Genomic DNA, 24,818 nt, shown 5'->3' on the forward strand with positions numbered 1-24,818 from the left:
CGCTCAGCCGCCCAGCGGCAGCCCCCTCTCCGCCGCCCACCCCTCGAACAGCGCCGCCACCGGTCCGTGCGGCACCGTCACCAGGTGGGCGGTGGAACGGTGTTCCGCCATGTACGGGCCCAGCAGCCGGGCCTTGGACGCCTCCACCGGCAGGCGCGGTGTCTTGCGGCCCAGCCACTGCCCCGGCACGAACAACGACCGTCCCGCCCGCGTCCGTGACGCCGCCAGCACCCGCCCCGACGCGGCCAGTTCCTCCTTCGCGGCCTTGAAGCGGGCGGGCTTCCAGCCGGTCCACTGCTTGACCATCCGGTCCGTGGGGTCGGGCAGCACGGCCAGCATCAGGAAGTACGACGCCGCGTCGGCGCCGAGCCCGTACCCCTCAGCGCACGCCGCCACCACGTGCGGCGCCGACCGCGTCGGATCCTGCGCCCACCCGGAAGCCCCCTCCGGGCCCCCCTCCTGGCCCTCCTCCGGATGCCGCTCCGACTCGGCCTCCAACGCCCGCCCCAGCTCCCCGAATTCGGGTGACAGCAGCACCCGCAGGTCCGCCGTCCCGGGCAGCCCGTTCGACGCCGGGACCCACTGCGACGGCAGCACGGAGTCCAGGTAGCCGTCCAGTCCGTCCAGCACCGGGTCCGCCGGTCCGGCGAGCAGCGCCGGGTCGACCCGCACGTTGCGCATGTCGTGGACCGGGTCGTCCTCGACCGTCACCGCGGGGTGCTCCCCCAGGGACGTGAACTCCAGCGCATCGGGCGCGCCCATCAGGTAGTTGGACTGGGTGGCGAAGAGCGTGAGCGGTGTCCCCGGCCGCCGGTCCGCGACCTCCGCCCGCAGCCGTCCGATCGCCGCGCCGATCGCGGGCCGCAACGGGTCCCCGTACGGCGTGCGGTACGCCAGCCACGCCGCCACCCGCACCGAGCCCAGCAGGTCCGGCCGCCCCGCGTGCAACGGCAGCCCCTCGTCCAGCACCCCCGCACCGGTCGCCACCCGCGCCGCCACCGCGTCGAATCGGAACATCGGCCACCACGGCTCCCGCCGGCCCTGCCGGTCCCGCCGGAACACGTCCTCCCCGGTGGGCCGCACCAACTCCTTCCGGGCCAACGGAAGGACCCGGTCCGGTACGGGTATCGGCTCTCCGAAGCGCTCGCGCCACCAGCGCGCCGCCCGGGCGACGTCCGGCCCCTCGGTCCACAGCAGTTCGGCGTCGTCCGGGAGCAGCAGGTCGTACAGGGTCGCGACGTCGTCCCGGTCCAGCAGCTCGTCCAGCACCGCCGCCTCCGCCTCCACGTCGGCCTGCCGCACCTCCCACGCGTCCGGCAGGTTGAACTTGGGGGACAGCGTGCTCGGGACGTCGAACGGCGGTCGCGGCGTGCACTGCAACTGCCCCACGAGCAGCGCGGTCGCGGCGGCCGGCGAGAGCCCCGTCGCCGCGCCGAGGGCGGCGGCGAGATCCGGCCGGGCGGGGCGCTTGCCGCGCTCCTTCAGCAGCCGGGCGTAGTCGGCGTACCACGCGGGCGGTCGCTGCGGGGTCAGTTCGTACGTTTCGATGACCGCCACCCCGGCGGCCGCCAGCGGTCCGCCGTCCGCGAACTTCCCCTCCGGCGCGTACTCCAGGAGCACCCGGAACGTCGGCCTGGTGCTCACGACGACCGCGACGGAGGTCCGCGTCCGGTAGACGGACCCGGCGAACGCGCCCCGCTCCCCGTTCCACGCGGTCCGTACGACCCGCCACTTCCCGGGGGTGCCGTCCTCGGCCCCCGCGAGGAAGGGGTACTTCGCGTACCCGGCGAACACGGCCGGCTGGGCGTTGTCGTCGCGCCACCACCGGGTCCCGTGCATCAGGACGTGCCGGGAGGCGTAGGCGTGCAGGGAGAACATGTGGTCAAGGGCGCCCCCCGTGACCCGGGACCGCGCGCTGGGCTCCGTCACCCCGCCCTCCCAGATCGAGATCTCCTGCACCTGCGAGACCACGGCCCCACCGGTCGCGTCCGCCTTGTCCGCCCCCGCAGCCCCGTCGGCCCCCCGCGCCCACGCGACCATGTGGGCGCAGAGCTCCCCCACCCCTCGCTCCGGCAGCACCTCACGCTCCGGCACGACCTTCCGCGAAGCCGAAGGCGCAGCCGCAGCCGCAGCCGCAGCCGAGGCCGACCCCGGAACCGCAGCCGAGCCCGAGCCCGCAACCGCAGCCGGGTCGCCCCCGTCCCCCGCCGCCCCCTTCCCCAGCCGGGCGATCAACTTCCCCAACCCCACCCGGCAGTTCACCGTCTCCTGCATCAGGAGCGAGCCCGACAGCGGCATCCCCTTCACCCGGTACGTGGAATTGGGCTCCTGGTCCGCGAGCTGGGCCTCGGCCTCCGCGCGCACCGACCCCTCCGGCAGCTCCCGCATCAGCAGGTCCACCGGGTCAAGGACCGCCAGCTCCTTCGCGAGCCCGGCGCGCACGCCCTCGGGGAGCGCGTCCACCGCCGCCCCGGCGTGCACGAACCTGCCGAGCAGCAGCGCCAGCCTCTCCAGGTCGAACCCGCCGGCCCGCACCCGCTCCCGTTCGGCAGCGCACCACTCGCCCAGCACCTCGTGCCCCAGCTCGTTCGTGAACAGCGGGGGCAGGGTGGCCCAGCCCTTGTCCTCGTGCGGCTGGTACCAGGAGTTGCCGCCCGTGGTGAGGTCGTCCGTCATGTCGAGCAGGGCCCGCAGCAGCCGTTTCAGCTCCCGCCCGAACCGCGCGTCGGCCCGCAGGAAGGACAGTTGGGGCCGCTGCGCCAGCAGGAGGTAGTCCAGATGGGCCCGGCCGAACAGCGGCTGCGGATCCGCGACCGGCACCCCGTGCTCCAGCAGCAGGTCGATCAGGTCCAGCGGCAGTCCCAGCGAGTAGTTCTTGCGGAGCGACTCGTACGGGATCTGCACCGGCATGCCGTCCGCCCGCAGCCGGGGGGCGATCCGCTGCGCCAGTTCGTACATCTGCGGGCTCGGCTGCCGCCGGGTGCTGAAGGAGTAGATGCAGCGGCCGAACCACTCCGCCGCCTCCCCCGGCGCCAGGCCCTCCTCCTCACCGAACTCACCGAACTCACCGAGCTCGCCGCCCAGCCGGGCCAACAGCCCACTGCGCTCCACGAACTCCCGCCACAAGGCCTGCCGTTCGGGGAGGGGAGTGGGGATCAGCCGCAGCACCCCCGCCCGCGCCGCCTCGGGCTCTTGGGCGACGGCCCGCTCGTACGCCTTGCCCTTCAGGACGGTCGCCCAGAACACGTCGTCGCTCAGCGATACGTTCCCGACCAGCCCGGAGTCCACGAGCAGCGTCACCAGCTCGTCCTCGGGGTCGAGCCCCGCCGCCTTGGCCACCCTGGCGAGGTCGGCCGGCAGCTGGGCGTACACCCAGAGGTCCGCGCTCTCGGCGTCCCCGATCACCCGGGCCACCAGCAGTTCCCGGAAGTCCTCGACGTGTTCCGGGGTGCAGGCGCCCTTCACCGCCAGTTCCTTGGCGCGGGCGCGCAGCGTCGTAGCCGAGATCGCACCCGCACCGGCGAAGTGCAGGTACCGGCCGTCCAGCCAGTTGTAGTCCATGGGCCGTCCGCGCTCCCGCTCGGCGAGGCGGGCCCGCCCGAAGTAGGCGGTGGCGGCCTCGATGTCGACCCCGTGTCCGCCCGGGTATCCGCGCAGGCAGTTCAGCGCGATCTCGTCGAGGAACAGCGGGACGAGGACCGGGGCACTCTGCTCCAGCTCCTTGAAGAAGATGTCGAGGTCCTTCTTGTACAGCCCGCAGTCGAAGAGCCTCCCGGCCGCGTCCAGCACGGTCTCCTCCATGCCGGGATGCGCCGCCAACGCCCGCTCCGGGAAAGGCAGTTCCGGTACGGGTCCCGGCACGTACGCGACCTCGAAGCCCTCCGCCCGCTCCCACCCGGCGTGCCGCATCGTCACGTCCCGGTACCGGGCGGCCTCCTCCCGCACGACCATGACGATCCGATGCCCGGTCAGGGAGTGCTCATATGCCCGCCCGACCAGCAGCGACCCGTCCGCGTCCTCGTCCACGGCGGAAACTCCCCCGGGTACGGCCCGGATACCCGCCTCCTCCAGCGCCGCCCCCCACACCGGATCCGCGGCCAGCTCCTCCGGCACGGCCGTCACCCCGCGGTCGGCCCACCTCTTCACGCGCGCCCGGCAGTCGTTGCCGTGTATGCCCACCATGCGCAGGAACCGGACCATGGCGTCCCGCTCGGGGTGCCCCTCCGCCTTCTTCGGCAGCTGCTTGAGCCGGCCGCCGCGCGGGTTGCGGAACTCCCACTCCAAGTCCGCGTCGAGCCCCACCACGTACCCGTCGACCTCGAACTTCCACAGCACCCGAACCGCCCCCGTTGCCACCGCACTTCTCCCTGCGAGCGGCCGCAGCCGACCGCCCCACCGACCCCTTTCCGATCAGTGCAACCACTGTAGAAGCCACCACTGACAACGCCCCGAGCCCCCCACCCCCCCCCCCCCCCCCCGCAGGCCGCACACGAGCGGAGTCGATCAACTCCACTCGCCCCAAAGGGAGTTACCACCGGAACGAGACGCCCTACCATCCAGTGATGGCCCGCCGCCCCGGCATCACCCGCCCCCTGCCCGGCGCCCTCCTGCTCGCCGCCGCCCTGCTCCTGGCCGGCTGCGGAAGCCCCGCCGAAAGCCCCCGCCCCTCCCCCTCGGCAACCGGCCCGAGTACCCCGGGGCCGCCCTCCGGAGGCACCCCCGCACCCCCACCCCCACCCCCCGCCCGATCCAACCCCTTCCCCCTCCCCCTGATCGCGACCAAGTGGGTCCTGCTCTCCCTCAACGGCCGCACGGGCCCGGACCGGGACGCCCCGCGCGACGACTACTACGGCGCCCACCTCACCATCGCCGGAAACCACACCGTGGACGGCTCGACCCCCTGCGGCTCCTTCACCGCCCGGGCCGAGATCACCCCGCCCGCCGCCCGGAAGATCACCTTCACCGACCTCAAGGACACCCCGTCGCAGAACTGCTCCGGCAGCGCCTCCGAGATGCCCGAACTCCCCGGACTTCACCAGGAGATGCTGAAGGCACTCCGCACCCCCGCCCTCTCCTACCGCATCGACTACGACAAGGGCGTCCTCGGCCTGTACGCCCCGAACGCCCCGAAGACCCCGCTCCTGGAAGCCGTGCCCGCGCATGCCTTCTTCCTGCGGCCCAACGAGATCGACGGCATGAAGTGGTTCACCGACCCCGGCGACCACGCGCCCGAGACCGCCCCCTTCTTCTGGCTGGAAGGCGGCACCGTACGCGGCTTCAACGGCTGCCAACGCTTCGCCGGAGGAGCGGCCGTCTCCGTGGGCCGTCCGGACATCAGGTTCTTCGACGTCCGCGCGCTGCCGCCCGACCAGTGCACGAACAAGCCCGGCCACGACGCCGCCGGTCCGGACGCGAAGGCCGCCCGCGCGGCGGAGCTGATGAAGAGGCTCGACGGCCCGTACCAGTTCAAGAAGGACTTCCGGACCATCGAGTTCACGCGCCAGGGCGCCCCCGCGTTCAGCGCGAACTCCCCCGGCCGTCCCGCGACGACGCCGGTGCCCGACGGCCCCTCCTCCGGCCCCGACCGCCTGACCGGCGCCTGGTGGAACATCCCCCGCATCGACGCCGTCTCGGGCGACTACACCGACCCGCCGGGCCCGGGCGCCGGCCTGCGCATCGACGCCGACGGCCATGTCCGCGGGCACTCCGGCTGCGACGAGTTCGCCGCTCGCGCGCAGGTCGAGAAGGGTACGGTGCGGATCTCCGACGTCGTCGAGGTCACCGACCGCACCTTCATCTGCCCGGAGATCCAGCAGCACGGCTCCCGCGACCTGCTCCAGCGGCTCTCCAAGGGCTTCACCTACGCCAAGCCACACACGTCGCAGGACCAGAAGAACTGGGAGACGAAGCCACTGGGCGAGCAGTGGGGCTTCCCCCTGGAAAAGCCCTGACGGGCGCCCCCGAAGGACACGCCCGCCACCACTCAGAAGACCGCCTCAGCGCAGCATCCGCGCCGCCTCCGTCGCCCAGTACGTCAGAATCATCTGCCCACCGGCCCGCTTGATGCCGGTCAGGGTCTCCAGGATCGCCCGCTCCCGCTCGATCCACCCCTTCTCCGCGGCCGCCTCGACCATCGCGTACTCACCGCTGATCTGGTACGCGGCCACCGGCACGTCCACGCTCTCCGCGACCTTCGCGAGGATGTCGAGGTAGGGACCGGCGGGCTTCACCATCACCATGTCCGCGCCCTCCTCCAGGTCGAGCGCCAACTCCCGCAGGGACTCACGGCTGTTGGCCGGGTCCTGCTGGTACGTCTTGCGGTCGCCCTTCAGCGAGGACCCGACGGCCTCGCGGAACGGCCCGTAGAACGCGCTCGAATACTTCGCGGTGTACGCCAGGATCGACACGTCCTCGCGCCCGATCCCGTCCAGCGCATCGCGTACGACACCGATCTGACCGTCCATCATGCCGCTCGGCCCGACCACGTGCGCGCCCGCGTCGGCCTGCACCTGGGCCATCTCGGCGTACCGCTCCAGGGTGGCGTCGTTGTCGACCCGGCCCTCGGCGTCCAGCACCCCGCAGTGCCCGTGGTCGGTGAACTCGTCCAGGCACAGGTCGGACATCACCACGAGGTCGTCCCCGACCTCCTCGCGCACCGCACGCAGCGCGACCTGGAGGATGCCGTCCGGGTCCGTGCCCGCCGTGCCCGCCGCGTCCTTCTTGGCGTCCTCGGGGACGCCGAACAGCATGATCCCGGAGACACCCGCCGCGACGGCCTCCGCGGCCGCCTTGCGCAGGGTGTCCAGCGTGTGCTGGTACACCCCGGGCATGGCGTTGATCGCCACGGGCTCGCCGATTCCCTCCCGTACGAACGCGGGGAGGATCAGGTCGGCGGGGTCCAGCCGGGTCTCCGCGACCATGCGCCGCATCGCCGGAGTGGTCCGCAACCGCCGGGGCCGAGCCCCCGGAAAAGAGCCATACACAGTCATGCGCCCACGCTACGCCTCACCCTCCGCCCCCTTTACCGACCGCGTGTCGGCCCCCGCCCCACCCCTCCCGGCCCGGGTGCGGCGCCGGGTGCGGGCGCCCCCACCCCACTCCCGTCCCACCCCGCCCGTGTGGTCAGCTAGGGGGTCACCCAGGCCCCCAGCCCAGGGAGTCACTCAGCCCCAGCCCCCCCCCCCGACCCGAAAGGACCCGCCCCGTGACGGACCACCCCGCCCCCGAGGACCCCGAGCTCGAACGCCTGCGCAGCGAACTCCGTCACCTCCGCGCCCGCGCCCAGACCCACCCCCTCATCTCCCAGGCCCAGGGCATCCTCCAGGAGCGCTACTCCCTCCCCGACGGCGAGTCCGCCTTCGCCCTCCTCCAGCGCGCCTCCCAGCAGCACAACGTCCGCATGCGCCAGCTCGTCGAGGCCGTCGTCCGCACGCCCCGCCCCGACCACCGCAGCCCCCTGTGGTTCCCGCAGCGCACCCGCCTGCCCGCCCCGCCGCTGACCTTCCCGGCAGCCCGCCGGAGCACCTCCCGCGACGAGCCCAACCAGGCGTCCGTCCTGCGCGCGGTCCTCAGCCAGACCCTCGCCGTCCTGGACACCCCCATGGGCAACGTCCAGCTCCCCGACCGTGTCCGCGGCGGCCTGCGCCTGGAGCAGCACACCGGTCTCACCGACGACTTCGTCGACTTCTTCGCGCACGTCGGCGAGAAGGGCACCTCCTGTTCCCTCGCCGCCCAGAACGTCGCCCAGGTCACCGTCCACGACGTCGAGTCCGACCCCGTCTTCGACGAGGCCTCCCGCCACGCGATCCTCGCCGCGGGCTCCCGCGCCGCCCACAGCGTCCCCTTCGTGACGGCCTCGGGGGTCTGCGTCGGCATGGTCTCCGCCCACCTCGACCACCGGCTGAAGGGCGTCTCCGAGGCCCAGTCCGACGCCCTCGCCGCCCTCGGCGCCCAGGCCGGCCAGTGGCTCACCTGGTACAACCGCACGGTCCTGCTGGACGCCCTGGAGTACCTCCACGCGCTCGGCACCCATCACCGCGGCACGGCCGGCCGCCGCCGCTGAGCCCCGCCTCGTACATGACGAAGAGGTACGAGAAAGGGGCGGCCCGCAGGGAAACCCCGCGAACCGCCCCTGACCACGCACGCTACGTCGTCCGCCGCCTGCGCGACCCCGGCCGCCGCTCGCTCGGCCGGGCCACGTGCTCGCCGGCCTCCAGCGCCGCCGTCCGCCGCGCCGCGCCGAACTCGGCCAGCGCCTCCGCCAGCCGCAGCACCGACGGCTCCGGCGACAGGACGTCGACCCGCAGCCCGTGCTCCTCGGCCGTCTTGGCCGTGGCGGGACCGATGCACGCGATGACGGTCACGTTGTGCGGCTTCCCGGCGATGCCCACCAGGTTCCGCACGGTGCTCGACGACGTGAAGAGCACGGCGTCGAAGCCACCGCCCTTGATCGCCTCCCGCGTGTCAGCCGGCGGCGGCGAGGCGCGCACGGTCCGGTAGGCGGTGACGTCGTCGACCTCCCAGCCCAGCTCGATCAGGCCCGCGACCAGCGTCTCCGTCGCGATGTCGGCGCGCGGCAGGAAGACGCGGTCGATCGGGTCGAAGACCGGGTCGTACGGCGGCCAGTCCTCCAGCAGACCGGCGGCCGACTGCTCACCGCTGGGTACGAGGTCGGGCTTGACGCCGAACTCCACCAGGGCGGCGGCCGTCTGCTCGCCCACCGCGGCGACCTTGATCCCCGCGAAGGCCCGGGCGTCGAGCCCGTACTCCTCGAACTTCTCCCGCACGGCCTTGACGGCGTTCACCGAGGTGAAGGCGATCCACTCGTACCGCCCGGTGACCAGGCCCTTGACCGCCCGCTCCATCTGCTGCGGGGTGCGCGGCGGCTCGACCGCGATGGTCGGCACCTCGTGCGGTACCGCTCCGTACGACCTCAGCTGGTCGGAGAGCGACGCCGCCTGCTCCTTCGTACGCGGTACGAGCACCCGCCACCCGAAGAGCGGCTTCGACTCGAACCACGACAGCTGGTCGCGCTGGGCGGCGGCACTGCGCTCGCCGACCACGGCTATGACGGGCTGGTGGCCCTCCGGGGAGGGGAGCACCTTCGCCTGCTTGAGGACCTGGGCGACCGTGCCGAGCGTGGCGTTCCAGGTGCGCTGGCGGGTCGTCGTGCCGGCGACGGTGACCGTCATCGGGGTGTCGGGCTTGCGGCCCGCCGAGACCAGCTCGCCGGCGGCAGCGGCGACCGAGTCGAGCGTGGTCGAGACGACAGCGGTCGCGTCGCTCGAACCCACCTCGCTCCAGCACCGCTCGTCCGCCGTCCGCGCGTCCACGAAGCGCACGTCCGCGCCCTGCGCGTCCCGCAGCGGAACCCCCGCGTAGGCGGGCACGCCGACGGCCGTGGCGACGCCGGGAACGACCTCGAAGGCCACCCCCTCGGCCGCGCACGCGAGCATCTCCTCGCCCGCGTTGCCGTCGAGCCCGGGGTCGCCGGAGACCGCACGCACGACCCGCTTGCCGCTGCGCGCAGCCTCCATGACAAGATTGACCACGACCTTGGACGACATGGGCGTCCGGGTCGCAGACGTGCCCGAAGTTACTGACGAGTCGTCAACTACGGCCAGTTGCGGCGTACTTACGCCCGCCTTGGCATGGGCGCGTACGACGTCGAGGACCGACGGCTCGGCGATGAGCACGTCCGCGCTCGCCAGCGCCTCGACGGCGCGCAGAGTCAGCAGGCCCGGATCGCCGGGGCCGGCGCCGAGGAAGGTGACGTGCCCAGGTGCGGGGAACCCCGACGAAGCCGAGGACGCCGAGGATGCGGGTGTGGTGGTGGGGCTCAAAGTGCTCGCTCCCCCATAAGACCGGCCGCACCCTTGGCGAGCATCTCCGACGCGAGTTCGCGCCCGAGAGCCTCCGCGGCGTGGTGCGACGTGGGTACGGGACCGGTAGTGGACAGCTGCACCAGCTCGGAGCCGTCGATCGAGCCGACGACGCCGCGCAGGCGCATTTCATTGACAATCTGCCCGTCAACCAACAGGTCGGCCAGGGCCCCGACAGGGGCACTGCAACCGGCCTCCAGGGCGGCGAGCAGGGCACGCTCGGCCGTCACGGCGAACCGCGTGTGCGGGTCGTCGAGCTCGGCGAGCACGGCAGCGAGGTCGGCGTTGGACGCCGCGCACTCGATGGCCAGCGCCCCCTGACCGGGGGCGGGCAGGACGATGTCGGTGTCCAGGAACTCGGACACCTCTTCCACCCTGCCGATACGGCGCAGCCCGGCCGCGGCGAGAACCACCGCGTCCAGCTCGCCGTTTCGTACGTAACCGACCCGGGTGTCGATGTTCCCCCGGATCGGGACGGTCTCGATGCGCAGCCCGTGACTGCGGGCGTACGCGTTCAGCTGCGCCATCCGGCGCGGCGAACCGGTGCCCACGCGCGCCCCGTCCGGCAGCTGCGCGAAGGTCAGACCGTCGCGCGCCACGAGTACGTCGCGGGGGTCCTCCCGCACGGGGACGGCGGCCAGCGCCAGGTCCTCGGGCTGCGCGGTCGGCAGGTCCTTCAGCGAGTGCACGGCGAAGTCCACCTCGCCCCGCAGCAGCGCGTCGCGCAGCGCGGTGACGAAGACGCCGGTGCCGCCGATCTGCGCGAGCTGCTCCTTCGACACGTCGCCGTAGGTGGTGATCTCCACCAACTCCACGTCGCGGCCGGTGAGTTCACGAACCCACTCGGCGACGTGGCCGGACTGGGCCATGGCGAGCTTGCTGCGCCGAGTCCCCAGCTTCAAGGCCGTTCCGGCCTTCGCGGCATCAGTCATGCCCGCCCTCTCTTCGCACTCTCGGCACCAGCGGTGTCGTTCGTTTCGCCCTGCGGGCCCTGCGAGCCCTGCGCGCCCAGTGCTCCGTTGCCCTCGGCACCCTTCGGGCCGTCGGCCCGGCTGACCGCCGCGACCGTCTGCGGGTCGAGGTCGAACAGCTCGCGCAGCGCGTCCGCGTACCCGGCGCCGCCGGGCTCGCTGGCCAGCTGCTTGACCCGTACGGTCGGCGCGTGCAGCAGCTTGTCGACCACGCGACGCACGGTCTGCGTGATCTCCGCCCGCTGCTTGGCGTCCAGCCCGGGCAGCCGGCCTTCCAGCCTGGCCACCTCGTTGGTCACCACGTCGGCGGCCATGCTGCGCAGCGCCACCACGGTCGGGGTGATCTGCGCGGCCCGCTGGGCGGCACCGAAGGCGGCCACTTCCTCGCCGACGATCCCGCGCACCTGGTCCACGTCGGACGCCATCGGGGCATCGGCCGAGGCGTCCGCCAGCGACTCGATGTCCACCAGGCGTACGCCGTCGAGCCGGTGCGCGGCACCGTCGATGTCACGCGGCATCGCGAGGTCCAGCAGCGCGAGGCGCACGGCCTTCGCGCTGTCGCCCCGCGGCCGGATCCGGGGCTGCGCCTGCGCGGCGGCCTCCCCGTTGTCGGCCCACGCGGCGTGCAGTTCAAGGGAGTTGGGGTCGGCCTCGTGACGCATCTGCGGTACGTGACCGGGCTCGGCGGCACCGGCGGCGGTCCCAGCGTCCAGGCCGAGGGCCGTGGCGACGTCCTCGACGGTGAGTACGAGGCCCGTCGCCCCGGTACAGGAGATCGCGACGTCGACTCGTGTCAGCTCCTGGGCCACCTCGTCCATCGGCACGGCGCGCGCGGCCCCGCCCGACTGGCCCAGGATCTCGGCCAGCCGCTCGGCGCGCGCGGCGGTGCGGTTCGCGACGACGACCTCGGCGACCCCGACCCGTACGAGCGTGGCGGCGGCCAGCGAGGACATCGAGCCCGCGCCGATCACCAGCGCCCGCTTGCCCGCGGCCCATTCGGCGACGGGCGCACCGGCGGCGAGCTGCTCGAGCCCGAACGTGACGAGCGACTGCCCGGCCCGGTCGATCCCGGTCTCGGAGTGCGCGCGCTTGCCGACCCGCAGCGCCTGCTGGAAGAGGTCGTTGATGAGCCGCCCGGCGGTGTGCAGTTCCTGCCCGAGCGCCAGCGCGTCCTTGATCTGCCCGAGAATCTGCCCCTCGCCGACGACCATCGAGTCCAGACCGCACGCCACCGAGAAGAGGTGGTGGACGGCCCGGTCCTCGTAGTGGACGTACAGATAAGGAGTGAGCTCCTCCAGCCCGACGCCGCTGTGCTGCGCCAGCAGCGTCGACAGCTCGGCGACACCCGCGTGGAACTTCTCCACGTCGGCGTACAGCTCGATGCGGTTGCAGGTGGCGAGCACCGTCGCCTCGGCGGCGGGCTCGGACGCGAGGGTGTCCTGGAGCAGCTTCGCCTTGGCGTCGACGGAGAGCGAGGCACGCTCCAGCACGCTGACGGGCGCGCTGCGGTGGCTCAGCCCGACGACCAGAAGACTCATGCCGGCATCACGGCGGGCACGTCGCCGTCGGGTCCCTTCCGGGTCGGGCCGTCGGCGGCACGGGGCGGCAGCACGGAGGCGGCAGCGGCGGCGGCAGCCTCCGCGTCACCGGCCTTGCGCTGCTCGTGGAACGCGAGGATCTGGAGCTCGATCGAGAGGTCGACCTTGCGTACGTCGACGCCTTCGGGCACCTGGAGGACGGTCGGCGCGAAGTTGAGGATGGAGGTCACGCCGGCGGCGATCAGCCGCTCGCTGACCTGCTGGGCGGCGCCCGCCGGGGTCGCGATGACCCCGATGGAGACGCCGTTCTCCTCGATGATCTTCTCCAGCTCGTCGGTGTGCTGGACCGGCATCCCGGCGACCGGCTTCCCGGCCATCGCGGGGTCCGCGTCTATGAGGGCGGCCACGCGGAAACCACGGGAGGCGAACCCTCCGTAATTGGCCAGTGCCGCACCGAGGTTACCGATGCCGACGATGACGACCGGCCAGTCCTGGGTGAGGCCCAGCTCGCGCGAGATCTGGTAGACGAGGTACTCGACGTCGTACCCGACACCCCTGGTCCCGTAGGAACCGAGGTACGAGAAGTCCTTGCGCAGCTTCGCGGAGTTGACCCCCGCGGCTGCTGCCAGCTCCTCCGACGACACGGTCGGCACGGACCGCTCGGAAAGGGCGGTCAGGGCGCGCAAATACAGCGGAAGTCGGGCGACGGTGGCCTCGGGAATGCCTCGGCTACGGGTCGCCGGTCGGTGAGTTCGGCCAGTTGCCACGGTGCTCCTGCGGGATGAGCGGGGCTGTAGGCGGCCGTATGTCCCAAGACCGCCCCGTCGGATGCAGGCTATGTCTTTGTGAACGCGTGCACAAAGATTGTGTCCGATTTGTCCAAGCAAAGTGACCGGGGTCACGCGTTCACGTCGCGTCACCCTGGAACCGGAACACACACGGTGACGTCGCCATTCCTTCGGGGGCAAACCCGGACACTCTCCTCACAATCCAACCCCCAAGCCACCTCAAACCGCCCCCGATGGTACGCCGCTCAACCGTCTGCGCCCATCCGTCGGCCTGTCGCCGCCTATCCGCCCAGCTCCCGCCGAAGGCGCCCCGCATCCACCTTCCAGAACGTGTGCTGCTCCCCGTCCACCAGCACCACCGGAATCTGCTCCCAGTACTCCCGGTGCAGCTCCGCATCCACCGAGATGTCCTTCTCCTCCCACCGCACCCCCAGCTCCCCGCACACGGCTTCGACCACCACCCGTGCGTCATCGCACAGATGACACCCCGGCTTCCCGATCAGCGTCACCACCCGCTCGGCGGGCTCCTTCTTCCTACGTCGCAGCAAAGGGCTCATCCCCCCATTCTGGACGCCCCCGCCACCGCCGGGCAGGGCCCTCCGTCACCACCCGCCCCAGCGCGCCGTAACAACCCGGACGCAGAGAGTTCACGCCCTCGCAGCCCTCCCGCTCAGGAACTTCCGAACAGAATGGCTATGCTCACGACATGGCCGCACTGGGATGGCTCACCCCCCGTAGGCGCTCCGCGACCGCACGGAGCGTGCTGGCGGGCGAGGCTGCAGCCGAAGCAGCACGCAAGTCGTCACAGGAACTCGAAGAGCTGGAGGCGGCCCGCGCCGCCGAGCCCGATTCCCCCGACTCCACAGAACCGGCGGAACCCGAATTCCCGGTCCCCGGCGACACCAAGGCCGCCGCCTTCTTCGACCTCGACAACACGGTCATGCAGGGCGCCGCGATCTTCCACTTCGGCCGCGGCCTCTACAAGCGCAAGTTCTTCGAGCGCCAGGAACTCTTCCGCTTCGCCTGGCAGCAGGCCTGGTTCCGGCTCGCCGGCGTCGAGGACCCCGAGCACATGCAGGACGCCCGCGAGAGCGCCCTGTCCATCGTCAAGGGCCACAAGGTCTCCGAACTGATGACCATCGGCGAGGAGATCTACGACGAGTACATGGCCGAGCGCATCTGGCCCGGCACCCGCGCCCTCGCCCAGGCCCACCTGGACGCCGGACAGAAGGTCTGGCTCGTCACCGCCGCCCCCGTCGAGACCGCCACGATCATCGCCCGGCGCCTGGGCCTGACCGGCGCGCTCGGCACGGTCGCCGAGTCCCACGACGGCGTCTACACCGGCCGCCTGGTCGGCGAACCCCTGCACGGCCCCGCCAAGGCCGAGGCCGTCCGCGCGCTCGCCGCCGCCGAGGGCCTGGACCTGACCCGCTGCGCCGCGTACAGCGACAGCCACAACGACATCCCGATGCTCTCGCTCGTCGGCCACCCGTACGCGATCAACCCGGACGCCAAGCTCCGCAAGTACGCCCGCGAGCGCGACTGGCGGCTGCGCGACTACCGCACCGGCCGCAAGGCCGCGAAGGTCGGCATCCCGGCCGCCGCCGGCGTCGGCGCACTCGCCGGAGGCACCGCCGCGGCCCTCGCACTGCACCGCCGTCGCCGCTGACGGATTCCGCTTCTTGCCCTTCTCGTACGAACGAGGGCCGGGCCCGCCCCACATGAGGGGGCGGGCCCGGCCCTTTTCCGTGCCACAGCCGTTCGGCGGCCAATCCCCGGGTCTTACCCGCCGAACCCGTCGGCCAGTCGTCCCCCCGCCACTCGGCCACAACAGATCCCGCATTCCGCCAGTTCACGACGCGAACCGATCAACAAGTGGTCACTATCTGCTACTTGAACCGTCACTCAGACGCAACAGAAGCGACGGAAACGATGATTTGAGCAACTGGGTGTAGTGCTGCCTGTACGAAGCGTTATTCTCCTCAGACGCATTCCGGAACCCATTCATCAGCATCACGAGTGAACAGTCCGGCACTGCACGTGATGGAAGCTCTGCCTCTGGGAGTCCCGTGTACCCACACGTCGGGGTTGACGCCTCGGGCCTGGCTACGCTGCGCGCAACGGTCATCGACCGACTGCGCGGCTTCGTCCCCACCGCGTACGCCGTCCCCGCCTTTGCCACCCCTCTACCCGCAGGACCCTGCTACGCCCTGGCCGACGGCGGTGCCGCCGTGGGCAGACGTAGCCGCGGCGCCGGCGGCGGGTCGGGCACCGGCACGTCCACCGTCCGTCGGCCCACCGCCGACAGCGACAGCGCGCGCATGATGGACCTCGTCGAGCGCGCGCAGGGAGGCGAGGCCGATGCTTTCGGCCGCCTCTACGACCAGTACAGCGACACGGTCTACCGCTACATCTACTACCGCGTCGGCGGAAAGGCGACGGCAGAAGACCTGACCAGCGAGACGTTCCTGCGCGCCCTGCGGAGGATCTCCACCTTCACCTGGCAGGGCCGTGACTTCGGCGCCTGGCTGGTCACGATCGCCCGCAACCTGGTCGCGGACCACTTCAAATCGAGCCGGTTCAGGCTCGAAGTGACCACGGGCGAAATGCTCGACGCCAACGAGGTCGAGCGCAGCCCCGAGGACTCCGTACTGGAGTCCCTCTCCAACGCGGCCCTCCTCGAAGCCGTACGGAAGCTGAATCCGCAGCAGCAGGAGTGCGTCACACTCCGCTTCCTGCAAGGGCTCTCGGTCGCCGAGACCGCCCGCGTCATGGGCAAGAACGAGGGCGCGATCAAGACGCTCCAGTACCGGGCGGTCCGCACACTCGCCCGTCTGCTCCCCGACGACGCCAGGTGACCGTTCGATCACCAGCTGTCGAAACCTGACTTCTTCGGCAGTCGGATCATCTTTCGTCCGTAACCCAAGTGCCCGGCGGCTCGTTGTGCGGAATGCAGGCTCCCTGCGGTCACGCCATGCCCGCAGCCACTCACTCCATCGCGTGAATGTGCTCATGGCGTGCAACCTTCCGGATCACCCGGGGAGTCGATCGTCATGACGAGAGGAGGTGCCGCCAGTGATCGCTAACGTATCGGCGCACCGGCGGGCCAACGCCTTCGCCCAGGCCCTGGAGGACCAGGAACTCCAGGGCACGGCGGCCGAACAGCCCGAAGGTACGGCCGGAGCAGCCGAAGGGCCCGGTGACCAGGGAGCACTGCTCTCCCTGGTCTCGGGCCTTGGCGACCTGCCCGCACCGGAAATGGACCCCGAGGTCAAAGTGGTGCAACGAGCCCAGCTCGTCGCCGCCATGGAAGCCATGCTGCTGGAAGGCACCGCGGGGGGGCCCGCGGGCCCTCAGGTGCCCGAGCAGCGCACCGGACGGGGAGCCCACCGGGCGACCTCGCTCCGGAAATTGCGCCCCCGCTCCCGCTGGTCGAAGGGCCTTGCGGCGGGCGGCCTCACCGTCGGAGTCGCGGCCGGAGCCTTCGGCGGCGTCGCCGCCGCCAGCTCCAACGCCCTCCCCGGTGATTCGCTGTACGGGCTCAAGCGCGGCATGGAAGATCTGAAGCTGACCATGGCGGACGACGCGTCCGACCGCGGCCAGATCTACCTCGACCAGGCGTCCACCAGGCTCCAGGAGGCCAGACGCCTCATGGAGCGGGGCCGAGCGGCCCAACTCGACCACGAGCAACTGGGCGAAGTAAGACGCACGTTGAACGGGATGAAGCACGACGTCGGCGAGGGCCACCGGCTCCTCTACGAGGCGTACGAGCGCGACGGGAACATCGGCCCCATCCAGGCCCTCGACGCGTTCGCCCAGTCCCACCGCGACAGTTGGAGCAGCCTGCGCGGCCTGCTGCCCGCCCAGCTGGGGGACGTCGGCTCGCAGGTCTCCTCCGTCTTCGACGCCATAGACCAAGAGGTCAACCCGCTCAGGTCGCTGCTGCCCGCGCTCCCGCAGTCCGACCAGAAGCCGTCCGCCCCGGGCGCCCACAAGGACCGCCCCGGCACCCCGCACCGCACCGACGGCACCCGCCCCGCCGCCCCCGGCACCACCCCGGGCCGCCCCCACCAGGGCAGGCCCGGCAGCCCTCCGCCCGCCTCCTCGGACGGCAAGCAGTCCGACGGCCTGATCGGCGGCGCGGGCGACCTGCTGGACCCCCCGTCCAACAAGCCCGCCCCGTCCACCCCCGGCAAGCCCGCGAAGCCCGCCGTCCCCGACGTCACGATCCCGCCCATCCTCCCGGACGTACTCCCGGGCCTGGGCATCGACGGCGAGGACACCAACAAGCGGTAACTGCCGTGCAGCGGCGGCCGGTCAGAAGAACACCGACCGCCGCTGCACCAGCAACTTGGCCCCTCTCTCTGCTGTCCTCGCACCGCTCCGCGGGCTTCGGACAGCTGCGCCGGACTCCGTCCGTCGGTCCTCGGGCAGCCCGAACATCCCGATCGGCGCTCCCCGGTCAGAAGAACACCGACCGCCTCTGCACCAGCAACTTGTACAGCGTGTGCTGGATCTGCTCCCGCACCTGGTCCGTCAGGTTGAACATCAGCATCGGGTCCTCGGCCGCGTCCGCCGGGTAGTCCTTGGTCTCGATCGGCTCGCCGAACTGGATCGTCCACTTCGTCGGCAGCGGCACCGCCCCCAGCGGCCCCAGCCACGGGAACGTCGGCGTGATCGGGAAGTACGGGAAGCCGAGCACCCGGGCGAGGGTCTTGGAGTTCCCGATCATCGGGTAGATCTCCTCCGCGCCCACGATCGAGCACGGCACGATCGGCGCCCCGGCCCGCAGCGCGGTCGACACGAAGCCGCCCCGCCCGAAGCGCTGGAGCTTGTACCGCTCGCTGAACGGCTTCCCGATCCCCTTGAACCCCTCGGGCATCACGCCCACCAGCTCGCCCCGCTCCAGCAGCGCCTGCGCGTCCTCCGCGCACGCCAGCGTGTGCCCCGCCTTCCGCGCCAGCTCGTTCACCACCGGCAGCACGAAGACCAGGTCGGCGGCGAGCAGCCGCAGGTGCCGCCCCGCCGGGTGCTCGTCGTGCACGGCCGCCTGGAGCATCAGCCCGTCCAGCGGCAGCGTCCCGGAGTGGTTGGCGACGATCAGCGCCCCGCCCTCGGCCGGGATGTTCTCGATGCCCTTCACTTCCACCCGGAAGTACTTCTCGTAGAACGGCCGGATCATCGACATCAGGACCTGGTCGGTGAGCTCACGGTCGTACCCGAACTCGTCGACCTCGTAGTCCCCGGTGATCCGCCGCCGCAGGAAGGCGAGCCCGCCCGCGATCCGCCGCTCCCAGCCGCCGCCCTGCTCCTCCGGCTCCTTGGCGGCCTCCTGCGGGCCGTCCTCGGCCGGCGTCCGCTGCTGCGGTACGGGTGCGAGCGCACCCTGCGTGCCGCTCTTGCGGGCGCCGCTGCGCTTGCCGGCCCCCGCCCGCGAGCCCCCCGTGCCCCGCCGCGAGCGCGGCTCGTCACCGAAGGGGATGACCTTGGCGTCGGCCATGTCAGATGCGCTCCTTGGATTCCGTGGAGGACGAGGCTTGAGCGGGCGAGGCTTCACTTCTCGGTCGTACGACGCGGGCGAGCCCGGAGACCCTCCCGGCCGCTCTGTCCACCGTACGGGCGAGGACCTCCGGCGGCAGCAGCCCCCGGCCCCGGCTGCGGGCGAAGTCCTCGAAGGTCTCGGCGGTCGTGTACTTCGGCTCGAAGCCGAGGGTCTCGCGCATCTGGGCGGTGCGCACCACCCGCCCGTGGGTCAGCAGCCGTATCTGCTCGGGCGAGAAGTCGGTCACCCCGACCGTCCGCAGCGCCGAGCCCACCCACCGCACGGCGGGCAGCAGGAACGGCACCGTCGGCCGCCCCAGCCTGCGCGCGCACTGCGAGAGCAGCAGCACCCCGTCCCCGGCGATGTTGAAGGTGCCGCTGTTGAGCGTGCCTCGCCGAGGCTCGTGGGCGGCGATCCGCAGGACCTCCACCACGTCGTCCTCGTGGACGAACTGGAGCCTCGGGTCGTACCCGAGGACGGTCGGCAGGGCGGGCAGCGAGAAGTATTCGGAGAGCGGCGAATCGGCACTCGGCCCCAGGATGTTCGCGAACCGCAGCACGCACACCGCCACGTCCGGGCGCCGCCGCGCGAATCCCCGTACGTACCCCTCGACCTCGACGGCGTCCTTCGCGAAGCCCCCGCTGGGCAGCGACTTCGGCGGCGTGGACTCGCCGAACACGGCCGGGTCGCGCGGCGCGGACCCGTACACACTCGTCGTGGACTTCACCACCAGGCGCTGCACGGTCGGCGACTTCTGGCAGGCGCCGAGCAGCTGCATGGTGCCGATGACATTGGTCTCCTTCACGGAGGACCGGCCTCCGCCGCCGCCCAGCGGGGTGCCGGTGACGTCCATGTGGACGACCGTGTCGACCCCGTACTCGGCCAGCACCCGGGCGATCGCGGGCTGCCGGATGTCCGCCCGTACGAAATCGGCGCCACCGAGGTGGTGCTCGGGCGGAACGGCGTCGACCCCGATCACCCGGTCCACCTCGGGGTCCCGCTGCACGCGCCGCACGAAGCGGCCCCCCAGCTGCCGGGCCACACCTGTGACGAGCACGACCTTGCCCAAGATCAGAGCCTTCCCCTCGGTATCCCCGGCAGTCTCCCCGGCCCGGCCGGGTCTCCTGGGTCTCCCCCCGGGCCACGTTAGCGCCTGGATGTTGCGCTGTGATGTCCGCACGGCACTCTCGGCCACCCGGGGCCTCGGGGGGACTATGGCGGGAAAACGCGGAACGGCCCCCCTGCCACTGCTGGCAGGGGGGCCGTTCCGGACTGCGTAGCGCGCGATGCGCCGTCGCTTACTTCTTGTTGCGACGCTGAACGCGCGTGCGCTTCAGCAGCTTGCGGTGCTTCTTCTTAGCCATCCGCTTACGCCGCTTCTTGATAACAGAGCCCACGACTACCCTCGCTTCTCTCTACTGGTGCGGGGCGTCTGGGCCCACACGACCTACAAGGGCCTAGCCTACCGCCCACCGAGTGAGGGACGTAATCCGAGGGCAGCCCAGGCCATAACTAGGCCGTCTCGACCCCCACGAAGGACTCCCGGAGGTACTCGTGAACCGCTTGCTCCGGAACCCGGAAGGACCTGCCCACCCGGATCGCCGGCAGATGACCGCTGTGCACCAAGCGGTACACGGTCATCTTCGACACTCGCATCACCGAGGCGACTTCCGCCACGGTCAGAAACTTGACCTCGTTGAGAGGCCTCTCGCCTGAAGCAGTCATGACCCACCTGTACCTTCCGCACATGACGCGCACCGGCTTCCCCTTCCGGTGACTCTTCGTCGCTGTGCGCTCACTCCCCAGACTAGGGGCGTGTGATGCGAGTGGGGAAGAGGAGATGCGATCGGCCCGCTACCGTGACAGACACGCTCGATTGAGTACATAGCGAGTAAGCGGTCGGTAGTAATCAGACCGCACACCGTCATCAAGTGGAACGGCCACGGCCACCCGCCCCTCCTCCTCCCCGACAAACACCGCGGGGTCGTCCACGTCTGCCGGGCCGATGGCCTCGAACCCCAGCTGACCTGCGCCGACGACCCATCCGTGGTCCCCGACGACCAGCCCCGGAAGGGGCCCTCCGACCTCCGCCGCGGCCCCCAGAACCACCCGAATCGGCAGGGGCGAATGGGAGTGCACGCCGGGGTCACTCGCGCCGACCCGTGCGCCGGGTTCGCGCACCAGCGCGACTCCTCGTACGTAGTCAAGGTTGTACGTACGTACGCCGAACCGGGTCGTTATGTCGACTCGCTTCCCCTGCGCGGGAGTGAGCACTTCACATCCCGCCGCCGACATGGCGTCTGCCAACTCGGCGTAGAAGCCGAGCAATCGGTGCGGATGACCGGTCCCGAACAACACCGGAACCCGTCTCGCGGCGGCCTCCCCCACCCGTTCCGCGAAGGCGTCCAGGGCCGCCAACGTCCGTTCCGGATCGATGGCATCGGGTCCCTGCCGGTACCCGAGATCCCCCGACACACCGCACTTTCGTGCCATCAAATCAACCAACTCCCCCTCCCCCCAACCCTTTTGGGGCTCCAGCCCGATCAACACCCTCGGATCCCCCGCCCCGAAGAGCCGATAACTCCGCAGACTCACCTCCCTCGACGTTGCCACGACCCCCGCCAATCGCGCCGCCAACAAATGCGCCCTCACTGCCCCACGACTCAACACCCCACCATGCTCCTCCCACACCACCCCCCTGTCCCCCAAACCCCACCCCTCCCCACCAAACAGCCCAATCCCCTTTCCACCCCGCCCCCTTGACCGGCGCCCCTTCCCCCTCCGCCCCCCCTTTCCGCCGCCGTCCCCCTTTCCGCCGCCGTCCCCTTGGGCGGCGGGGCCGCCCCCCGGGGGCGGAACGGGCGGGCAAGGGGGCGGCCCCTCCCGCTCCCGGCCCACCCCCGTTCCGGCCCCCTCACCACCGGCCCACGGGCCACCCCCCACTCCCGGCCGCCCCACCCAAGGCCCCCCACCTACGCCAAAAGCCCCCGCAACGGAAACACCGCCCTCCTCACCGCCACCACCGCCTGATCCACCCGATCCCCCGGGTCATAACCCTCCTCCCACCCCCGCCAAGCCACCGTCCGCCCATCCGTCATCCGCCCCGGCCCCAACTCCCCCCGCAACGCCTTCACCCGCTCCCGCCACACCCCCGGAATCTCCGCCTCCGGCTCCACCGGCCGATGCCCCGCAATCCCCACCAAATGCGTCCACGCCCGCGGCACCACATCCACCACGGCATAGCCCCCACCCCCGAGCGCCAGCCACCTCGCCCCCTCCACGTACTCGTGCGCCAGCTCATGACACGCCGCCTGCACCGCCCGCTGCGCATCCAGCGACACCGCCAGATCCGCCAACGGATCTTCAAAATGGGTATCCGCCCCGTGCTGCGACACCAGCACCTGTGGCCGAAAATCGGCCAACAACTCCGGCACCACCGCATGAAAGGCCCGCAGCCACCCCGCATCCCCGGTCCCCGCCGGCAACGCGACATTGACCGCACTGCCCTCCCCCGCACCCGCCCCACCCGTCTCCTCGGGCCACCCCGTCCCCGGAAACAGATGCCGCGGATGCTCATGCACCGAAATCGTCAGCACCCGCGGGTCGTCCCAGAACGCCGCCTGCACCCCATCCCCGTGATGCACGTCCACATCCACATACGCGACCCGCTCCGCCCCCATCTCCAGCAGCCGTGCGATCGCCAACGCCGCGTCGTTGTACACACAGAACCCCGCCGCCGCCCCGGGCATCGCATGGTGCAGCCCGCCCGCGAAGTTCACCGCGTGCGCCGCGTCCCCCCGCCACAGCGCCTCCGCAGCCCCCACCGACTGCCCGGCAATCAAGGCGGAAGCCTCATGCATCCCCGCGAACGCCGGATCGTCCACCGTCCCCAGCCCGTACGACGCATCGGCGTCCCCCGGCGCCCTGGAGGCCGCCCGCACGGCCTCGACGTAATCCTCACGATGCACCAGCCGCAGCGTCGAGTCCCCCGCCGCGGGCGCGGCCACCACCTCCACCGCCCCGTCCAGCCCGAAGGCCCGCACCAACCCCATGGTCAGCTCAAGCCTGACCGGATCCATCGGGTGGTGCGGGCCGAAGTTGTACGCCGTGACGGCGTCATCCCACATCAACAGTGCGCGGCCGCTCATGCCCGCCACCGTATCGGTCGCCCTCCGCCGCGAAGGACCGGGCGTACACCAACGTCACCAACACCAGAACCATGGGTACGAGCATGGCCCCCCGGTAGTTCCACGCATCCCCGATCGCCCCCACCAACGGCGACCCCACCAGGAACCCCACGTAGTTGAAGACATTCAGCCGCGCCACCGCCTGGTCGCTCGCCCCCGGGAACATCCGCCCCGCCGCCGCGAAGGTCTGCGGCACGATCACACACAACCCGAGCCCCAGCAGCGTGAATCCGGCCATCCCGACCCACGCCCCCGGAGCCGCCGCAACAACCCCGAACCCCACAGCCGCCACCACGGCCCCCGTCCGCACCACGGCCACCGCCCCGAACCGCCGCACCCCGAAGTCCCCGACGGCCCGCCCGAGCAGCGTGGTCACCATGTAGACGTTGTACGGAACGGTCGCCAGCGCCTCCGACGAACCCAGCACGTCCTGAAGGTACTTGGCACTCCAATTCGAAACCGTCGAGTCCCCGATGTACGCAAACGCCATCACCATGCACAACGGCAACAGCAGCTTGAACGAGAACGCCCCCGCCCCCTTGGCCGCCGCCGACGCCTCGCCCTCTCCGCCCTCCGCGTCGACGTACCACCGGCTCCCCACCAGCACCACGGGCACCAGCACACACACCACCGGCAGATACGACGCCAGCAGCGACAGCTCCCAGTTCGCCCCCACCCAGGCGAGCGAGGCCCCCGCGATCCCGCCGAGGCTGTACGCCGCGTGGAACCCCAGCATGATGCTCCGCCCGTACGCCCGCTGAAGGCTGACCCCGAGCATGTTCATGGACGCGTCGAGCATGCCGACCGCCAGCCCGAACACCCCGAGCGCGACGGCCACATGCCACATCTCCCGGCCCGCCCCGACCCCGAGCAGGGCCAGCAGCACCACGGGCTGCGACCACCGCAGCACGGCCGCGGGCCCGACCCTCTTCGCCAGGGCCTCGGCAACGAAGCTGCCCGCGCCCGCCAGGATCGGCACAGCGGCGAGAAAGATCGGAAGCACCGCATCAGACATCCCGTACTGCTTCTGCAGCGCGGGTATTCGGGTCACGAGGATCGCGAAGGCGAGCCCCTGCGCGAAAAAACTCAACGCCAAAGAAGCCCTGCCGTGCCGCAGGCGCGCATCTGTCATGAACCGTGAGCGTACGACTCAGACCTACCAGTGGGTAGATGGATCACCCACCCAATCTCGCCCCACCCCTAATCGAGCAGCCCGAGCAGCTCCTTCATGTCCGAGAAGAACCCGTTCGCCCCCTCCAGCCGCTCCACGGGCGTCATCGCGGTGAACCCGTACACGTCCATCCCAGCGGCCCGCGCCGCCTGCACCCCGAGCGGACTGTCCTCGACGACGACACACCTCTCCGGCGCCACCCCCATCCGCTCCGCCGCGTACAGGAACAGATCCGGCGCCGGCTTCCCCTTCCCGACGTCCTCGGAGCTGAACAGCCACTCCTCCTCGAACCACTCGTCGAGCCCGGTCCTGCGGTGCCCGACCCGGATCCGCTCATGACTCCCGGACGACGCCACGCAGTACGGCACCCCCTCGGCCACCAGATTCGCGAGTACGTCCTCGACCCCCGGCACCGGCTGGAGCTCCCGCTCGAACGCGGCGAAGACCCGCTCGTGCAGCCGGTCCCCGAAGTCCGCCGGCAGTTCCTGCCCGGTCCTCTCCCGCACGAGGTCGTGCACACGGTGCACGGCGGCCCCCATGTAGTCCCTCAGCGAGTCCTCGTACGTCGTGGGGTGCCCGAGTTCCGTCAGATACCCGGACAGGATCCTGTTGGAGAGCGGCTCGCTGTCCACGAGCACGCCGTCGTTGTCGAAGATGACCAGTTCGTAGCGCATGACCTGACCATAAACGCAAAAAAGCCGCTGCCCCCGAGTCAACAGACTCGGGGGCAGCGGCTTTTT

General features: G+C 71.4%; 20 protein-coding genes. 5 read left to right on the plus strand and 15 right to left on the minus strand.

Features of this window, described 5'->3' with window-relative positions:
• Positions 1-3 precede the first annotated feature (3 nt).
• Entirely contained in the window at positions 4-4,356 is a 4,353-nt protein-coding gene (locus IE269_RS04260; RefSeq protein ID WP_189821282.1) for a hypothetical protein, read from the minus strand.
• Between the two features lie 206 nt (positions 4,357-4,562).
• On the opposite strand from IE269_RS04260, the gene IE269_RS04265 reads away from it, so the two are divergent.
• Positions 4,563-5,951: an META domain-containing protein gene (locus tag IE269_RS04265; protein ID WP_189821283.1), complete on the plus strand. Its 1,389-nt coding sequence runs from the start codon at positions 4,563-4,565 to the stop codon at positions 5,949-5,951.
• Positions 5,952-5,996: 45 nt separating this feature from the next.
• Here the strand turns inward: IE269_RS04265 and hemB are convergent, their stop codons facing one another.
• Positions 5,997-6,989, minus strand: a complete 993-nt coding sequence (gene hemB, locus IE269_RS04270) for a porphobilinogen synthase (protein WP_189821284.1) — start codon at positions 6,987-6,989, stop codon at positions 5,997-5,999.
• Positions 6,990-7,204: 215 nt separating this feature from the next.
• Here hemB and IE269_RS04275 point away from each other — a divergent pair, with 215 nt between their 5' ends.
• The gene (locus IE269_RS04275) at positions 7,205-8,062 is read left to right on the plus strand and encodes an ANTAR domain-containing protein (protein ID WP_189821285.1); all 858 of its coding nucleotides are present in this window, start codon (positions 7,205-7,207) and stop codon (positions 8,060-8,062) included.
• Positions 8,063-8,144: 82 nt separating this feature from the next.
• Here the strand turns inward: IE269_RS04275 and IE269_RS04280 are convergent, their stop codons facing one another.
• The 5 genes from IE269_RS04280 to IE269_RS04300 all read right to left on the minus strand — a co-directional run bounded on the left by IE269_RS04280 (position 8,145) and on the right by IE269_RS04300 (position 13,735).
• Complete coding sequence (locus IE269_RS04280) at positions 8,145-9,842, minus strand: bifunctional uroporphyrinogen-III C-methyltransferase/uroporphyrinogen-III synthase (RefSeq protein ID WP_189821286.1); 1,698 nt, start codon at positions 9,840-9,842, stop codon at positions 8,145-8,147.
• Entirely contained in the window at positions 9,839-10,813 is a 975-nt protein-coding gene (gene hemC, locus IE269_RS04285; RefSeq protein ID WP_189821287.1) for a hydroxymethylbilane synthase, read from the minus strand. Before hemC ends, IE269_RS04280 begins: the two co-directional genes overlap by 4 nt.
• Entirely contained in the window at positions 10,810-12,390 is a 1,581-nt protein-coding gene (locus tag IE269_RS04290; protein WP_189821288.1) for a glutamyl-tRNA reductase, read from the minus strand. The genes hemC and IE269_RS04290 overlap by 4 nt, the downstream gene beginning before the upstream one ends.
• Positions 12,387-13,157 (minus strand): redox-sensing transcriptional repressor Rex, encoded by a 771-nt coding sequence (locus IE269_RS04295; protein ID WP_189821289.1) that lies wholly within the window; start codon positions 13,155-13,157, stop codon positions 12,387-12,389. The genes IE269_RS04290 and IE269_RS04295 overlap by 4 nt, the downstream gene beginning before the upstream one ends.
• A gap of 302 nt (positions 13,158-13,459) precedes the next feature.
• The gene (locus IE269_RS04300) at positions 13,460-13,735 is read right to left on the minus strand and encodes a glutaredoxin family protein (protein WP_189821290.1); all 276 of its coding nucleotides are present in this window, start codon (positions 13,733-13,735) and stop codon (positions 13,460-13,462) included.
• 149 nt (positions 13,736-13,884) lie between these two features.
• Here IE269_RS04300 and IE269_RS04305 point away from each other — a divergent pair, with 149 nt between their 5' ends.
• The 3 genes from IE269_RS04305 (at position 13,885) to IE269_RS04315 (ending at position 17,474) form a co-directional block, all read left to right on the plus strand.
• Positions 13,885-14,847 (plus strand): HAD family hydrolase, encoded by a 963-nt coding sequence (locus IE269_RS04305; protein WP_189821291.1) that lies wholly within the window; start codon positions 13,885-13,887, stop codon positions 14,845-14,847.
• A gap of 400 nt (positions 14,848-15,247) precedes the next feature.
• Complete coding sequence (locus tag IE269_RS04310; protein ID WP_189821292.1) at positions 15,248-16,036, plus strand: ECF subfamily RNA polymerase sigma factor, BldN family; 789 nt, start codon at positions 15,248-15,250, stop codon at positions 16,034-16,036.
• A 217-nt stretch (positions 16,037-16,253) separates the two neighbouring features.
• Complete coding sequence (locus IE269_RS04315) at positions 16,254-17,474, plus strand: DUF5667 domain-containing protein (RefSeq protein WP_189821293.1); 1,221 nt, start codon at positions 16,254-16,256, stop codon at positions 17,472-17,474.
• 166 nt (positions 17,475-17,640) lie between these two features.
• On the opposite strand, the gene IE269_RS04320 is transcribed toward IE269_RS04315, so the two are convergent.
• The 8 genes from IE269_RS04320 to IE269_RS04355 form a co-directional block, all read right to left on the minus strand.
• Positions 17,641-18,678, minus strand: coding sequence for a lysophospholipid acyltransferase family protein (locus IE269_RS04320; protein WP_189821294.1), 1,038 nt, complete (start codon positions 18,676-18,678; stop codon positions 17,641-17,643).
• A gap of 1 nt (position 18,679) precedes the next feature.
• A complete protein-coding gene (locus IE269_RS04325; RefSeq protein WP_189821295.1) occupies positions 18,680-19,789 on the minus strand; it encodes an NAD-dependent epimerase/dehydratase family protein in 1,110 nt (369 codons plus the stop codon).
• A 229-nt stretch (positions 19,790-20,018) separates the two neighbouring features.
• Positions 20,019-20,117, minus strand: a complete 99-nt coding sequence (locus tag IE269_RS04330; protein WP_003948845.1) for a 30S ribosomal protein bS22 — start codon at positions 20,115-20,117, stop codon at positions 20,019-20,021.
• 115 nt (positions 20,118-20,232) lie between these two features.
• The gene (locus IE269_RS04335; RefSeq protein WP_185027739.1) at positions 20,233-20,445 is read right to left on the minus strand and encodes a helix-turn-helix domain-containing protein; all 213 of its coding nucleotides are present in this window, start codon (positions 20,443-20,445) and stop codon (positions 20,233-20,235) included.
• Between the two features lie 129 nt (positions 20,446-20,574).
• Positions 20,575-21,390 (minus strand): phosphatase, encoded by an 816-nt coding sequence (locus IE269_RS04340; RefSeq protein WP_189821393.1) that lies wholly within the window; start codon positions 21,388-21,390, stop codon positions 20,575-20,577.
• Positions 21,391-21,692: 302 nt separating this feature from the next.
• Positions 21,693-22,868: an acetoin utilization protein AcuC gene (locus IE269_RS04345; protein WP_189821296.1), complete on the minus strand. Its 1,176-nt coding sequence runs from the start codon at positions 22,866-22,868 to the stop codon at positions 21,693-21,695.
• Complete coding sequence (locus IE269_RS04350) at positions 22,837-24,039, minus strand: MFS transporter (protein ID WP_189821297.1); 1,203 nt, start codon at positions 24,037-24,039, stop codon at positions 22,837-22,839. Before IE269_RS04350 ends, IE269_RS04345 begins: the two co-directional genes overlap by 32 nt.
• A 68-nt stretch (positions 24,040-24,107) precedes the next feature.
• Positions 24,108-24,752: an HAD family hydrolase gene (locus IE269_RS04355; RefSeq protein WP_189821298.1), complete on the minus strand. Its 645-nt coding sequence runs from the start codon at positions 24,750-24,752 to the stop codon at positions 24,108-24,110.
• Positions 24,753-24,818 lie beyond the last annotated feature (66 nt).

This window comes from Streptomyces spiroverticillatus (genome assembly GCA_014650415.1).
GTDB lineage: Bacteria > Actinomycetota > Actinomycetes > Streptomycetales > Streptomycetaceae > Streptomyces > Streptomyces spiroverticillatus.

What these genes read in the sequence shown, in the direction of transcription:
- IE269_RS04265 (WP_189821283.1), top strand. Translation starts at nt 4,563, where the DNA reads ATGGCCCGCCGCCCCGGCATCACCCGCCCCCTGCCCGGCGCCCTCCTG.
- hemB (WP_189821284.1), bottom strand. Translation starts at nt 6,989, where the DNA reads ATGACTGTGTATGGCTCTTTTCCGGGGGCTCGGCCCCGGCGGTTGCGG.
- hemC (WP_189821287.1), bottom strand. Translation starts at nt 10,813, where the DNA reads ATGACTGATGCCGCGAAGGCCGGAACGGCCTTGAAGCTGGGGACTCGG.
- IE269_RS04290 (WP_189821288.1), bottom strand. Translation starts at nt 12,390, where the DNA reads ATGAGTCTTCTGGTCGTCGGGCTGAGCCACCGCAGCGCGCCCGTCAGC.
- IE269_RS04300 (WP_189821290.1), bottom strand. Translation starts at nt 13,735, where the DNA reads ATGAGCCCTTTGCTGCGACGTAGGAAGAAGGAGCCCGCCGAGCGGGTG.
- IE269_RS04305 (WP_189821291.1), top strand. Translation starts at nt 13,885, where the DNA reads ATGGCCGCACTGGGATGGCTCACCCCCCGTAGGCGCTCCGCGACCGCA.
- IE269_RS04320 (WP_189821294.1), bottom strand. Translation starts at nt 18,678, where the DNA reads ATGGCCGACGCCAAGGTCATCCCCTTCGGTGACGAGCCGCGCTCGCGG.
- IE269_RS04335 (WP_185027739.1), bottom strand. Translation starts at nt 20,445, where the DNA reads ATGACTGCTTCAGGCGAGAGGCCTCTCAACGAGGTCAAGTTTCTGACC.
- IE269_RS04345 (WP_189821296.1), bottom strand. Translation starts at nt 22,868, where the DNA reads ATGAGCGGCCGCGCACTGTTGATGTGGGATGACGCCGTCACGGCGTAC.
- IE269_RS04350 (WP_189821297.1), bottom strand. Translation starts at nt 24,039, where the DNA reads ATGACAGATGCGCGCCTGCGGCACGGCAGGGCTTCTTTGGCGTTGAGT.
- IE269_RS04355 (WP_189821298.1), bottom strand. Translation starts at nt 24,752, where the DNA reads ATGCGCTACGAACTGGTCATCTTCGACAACGACGGCGTGCTCGTGGAC.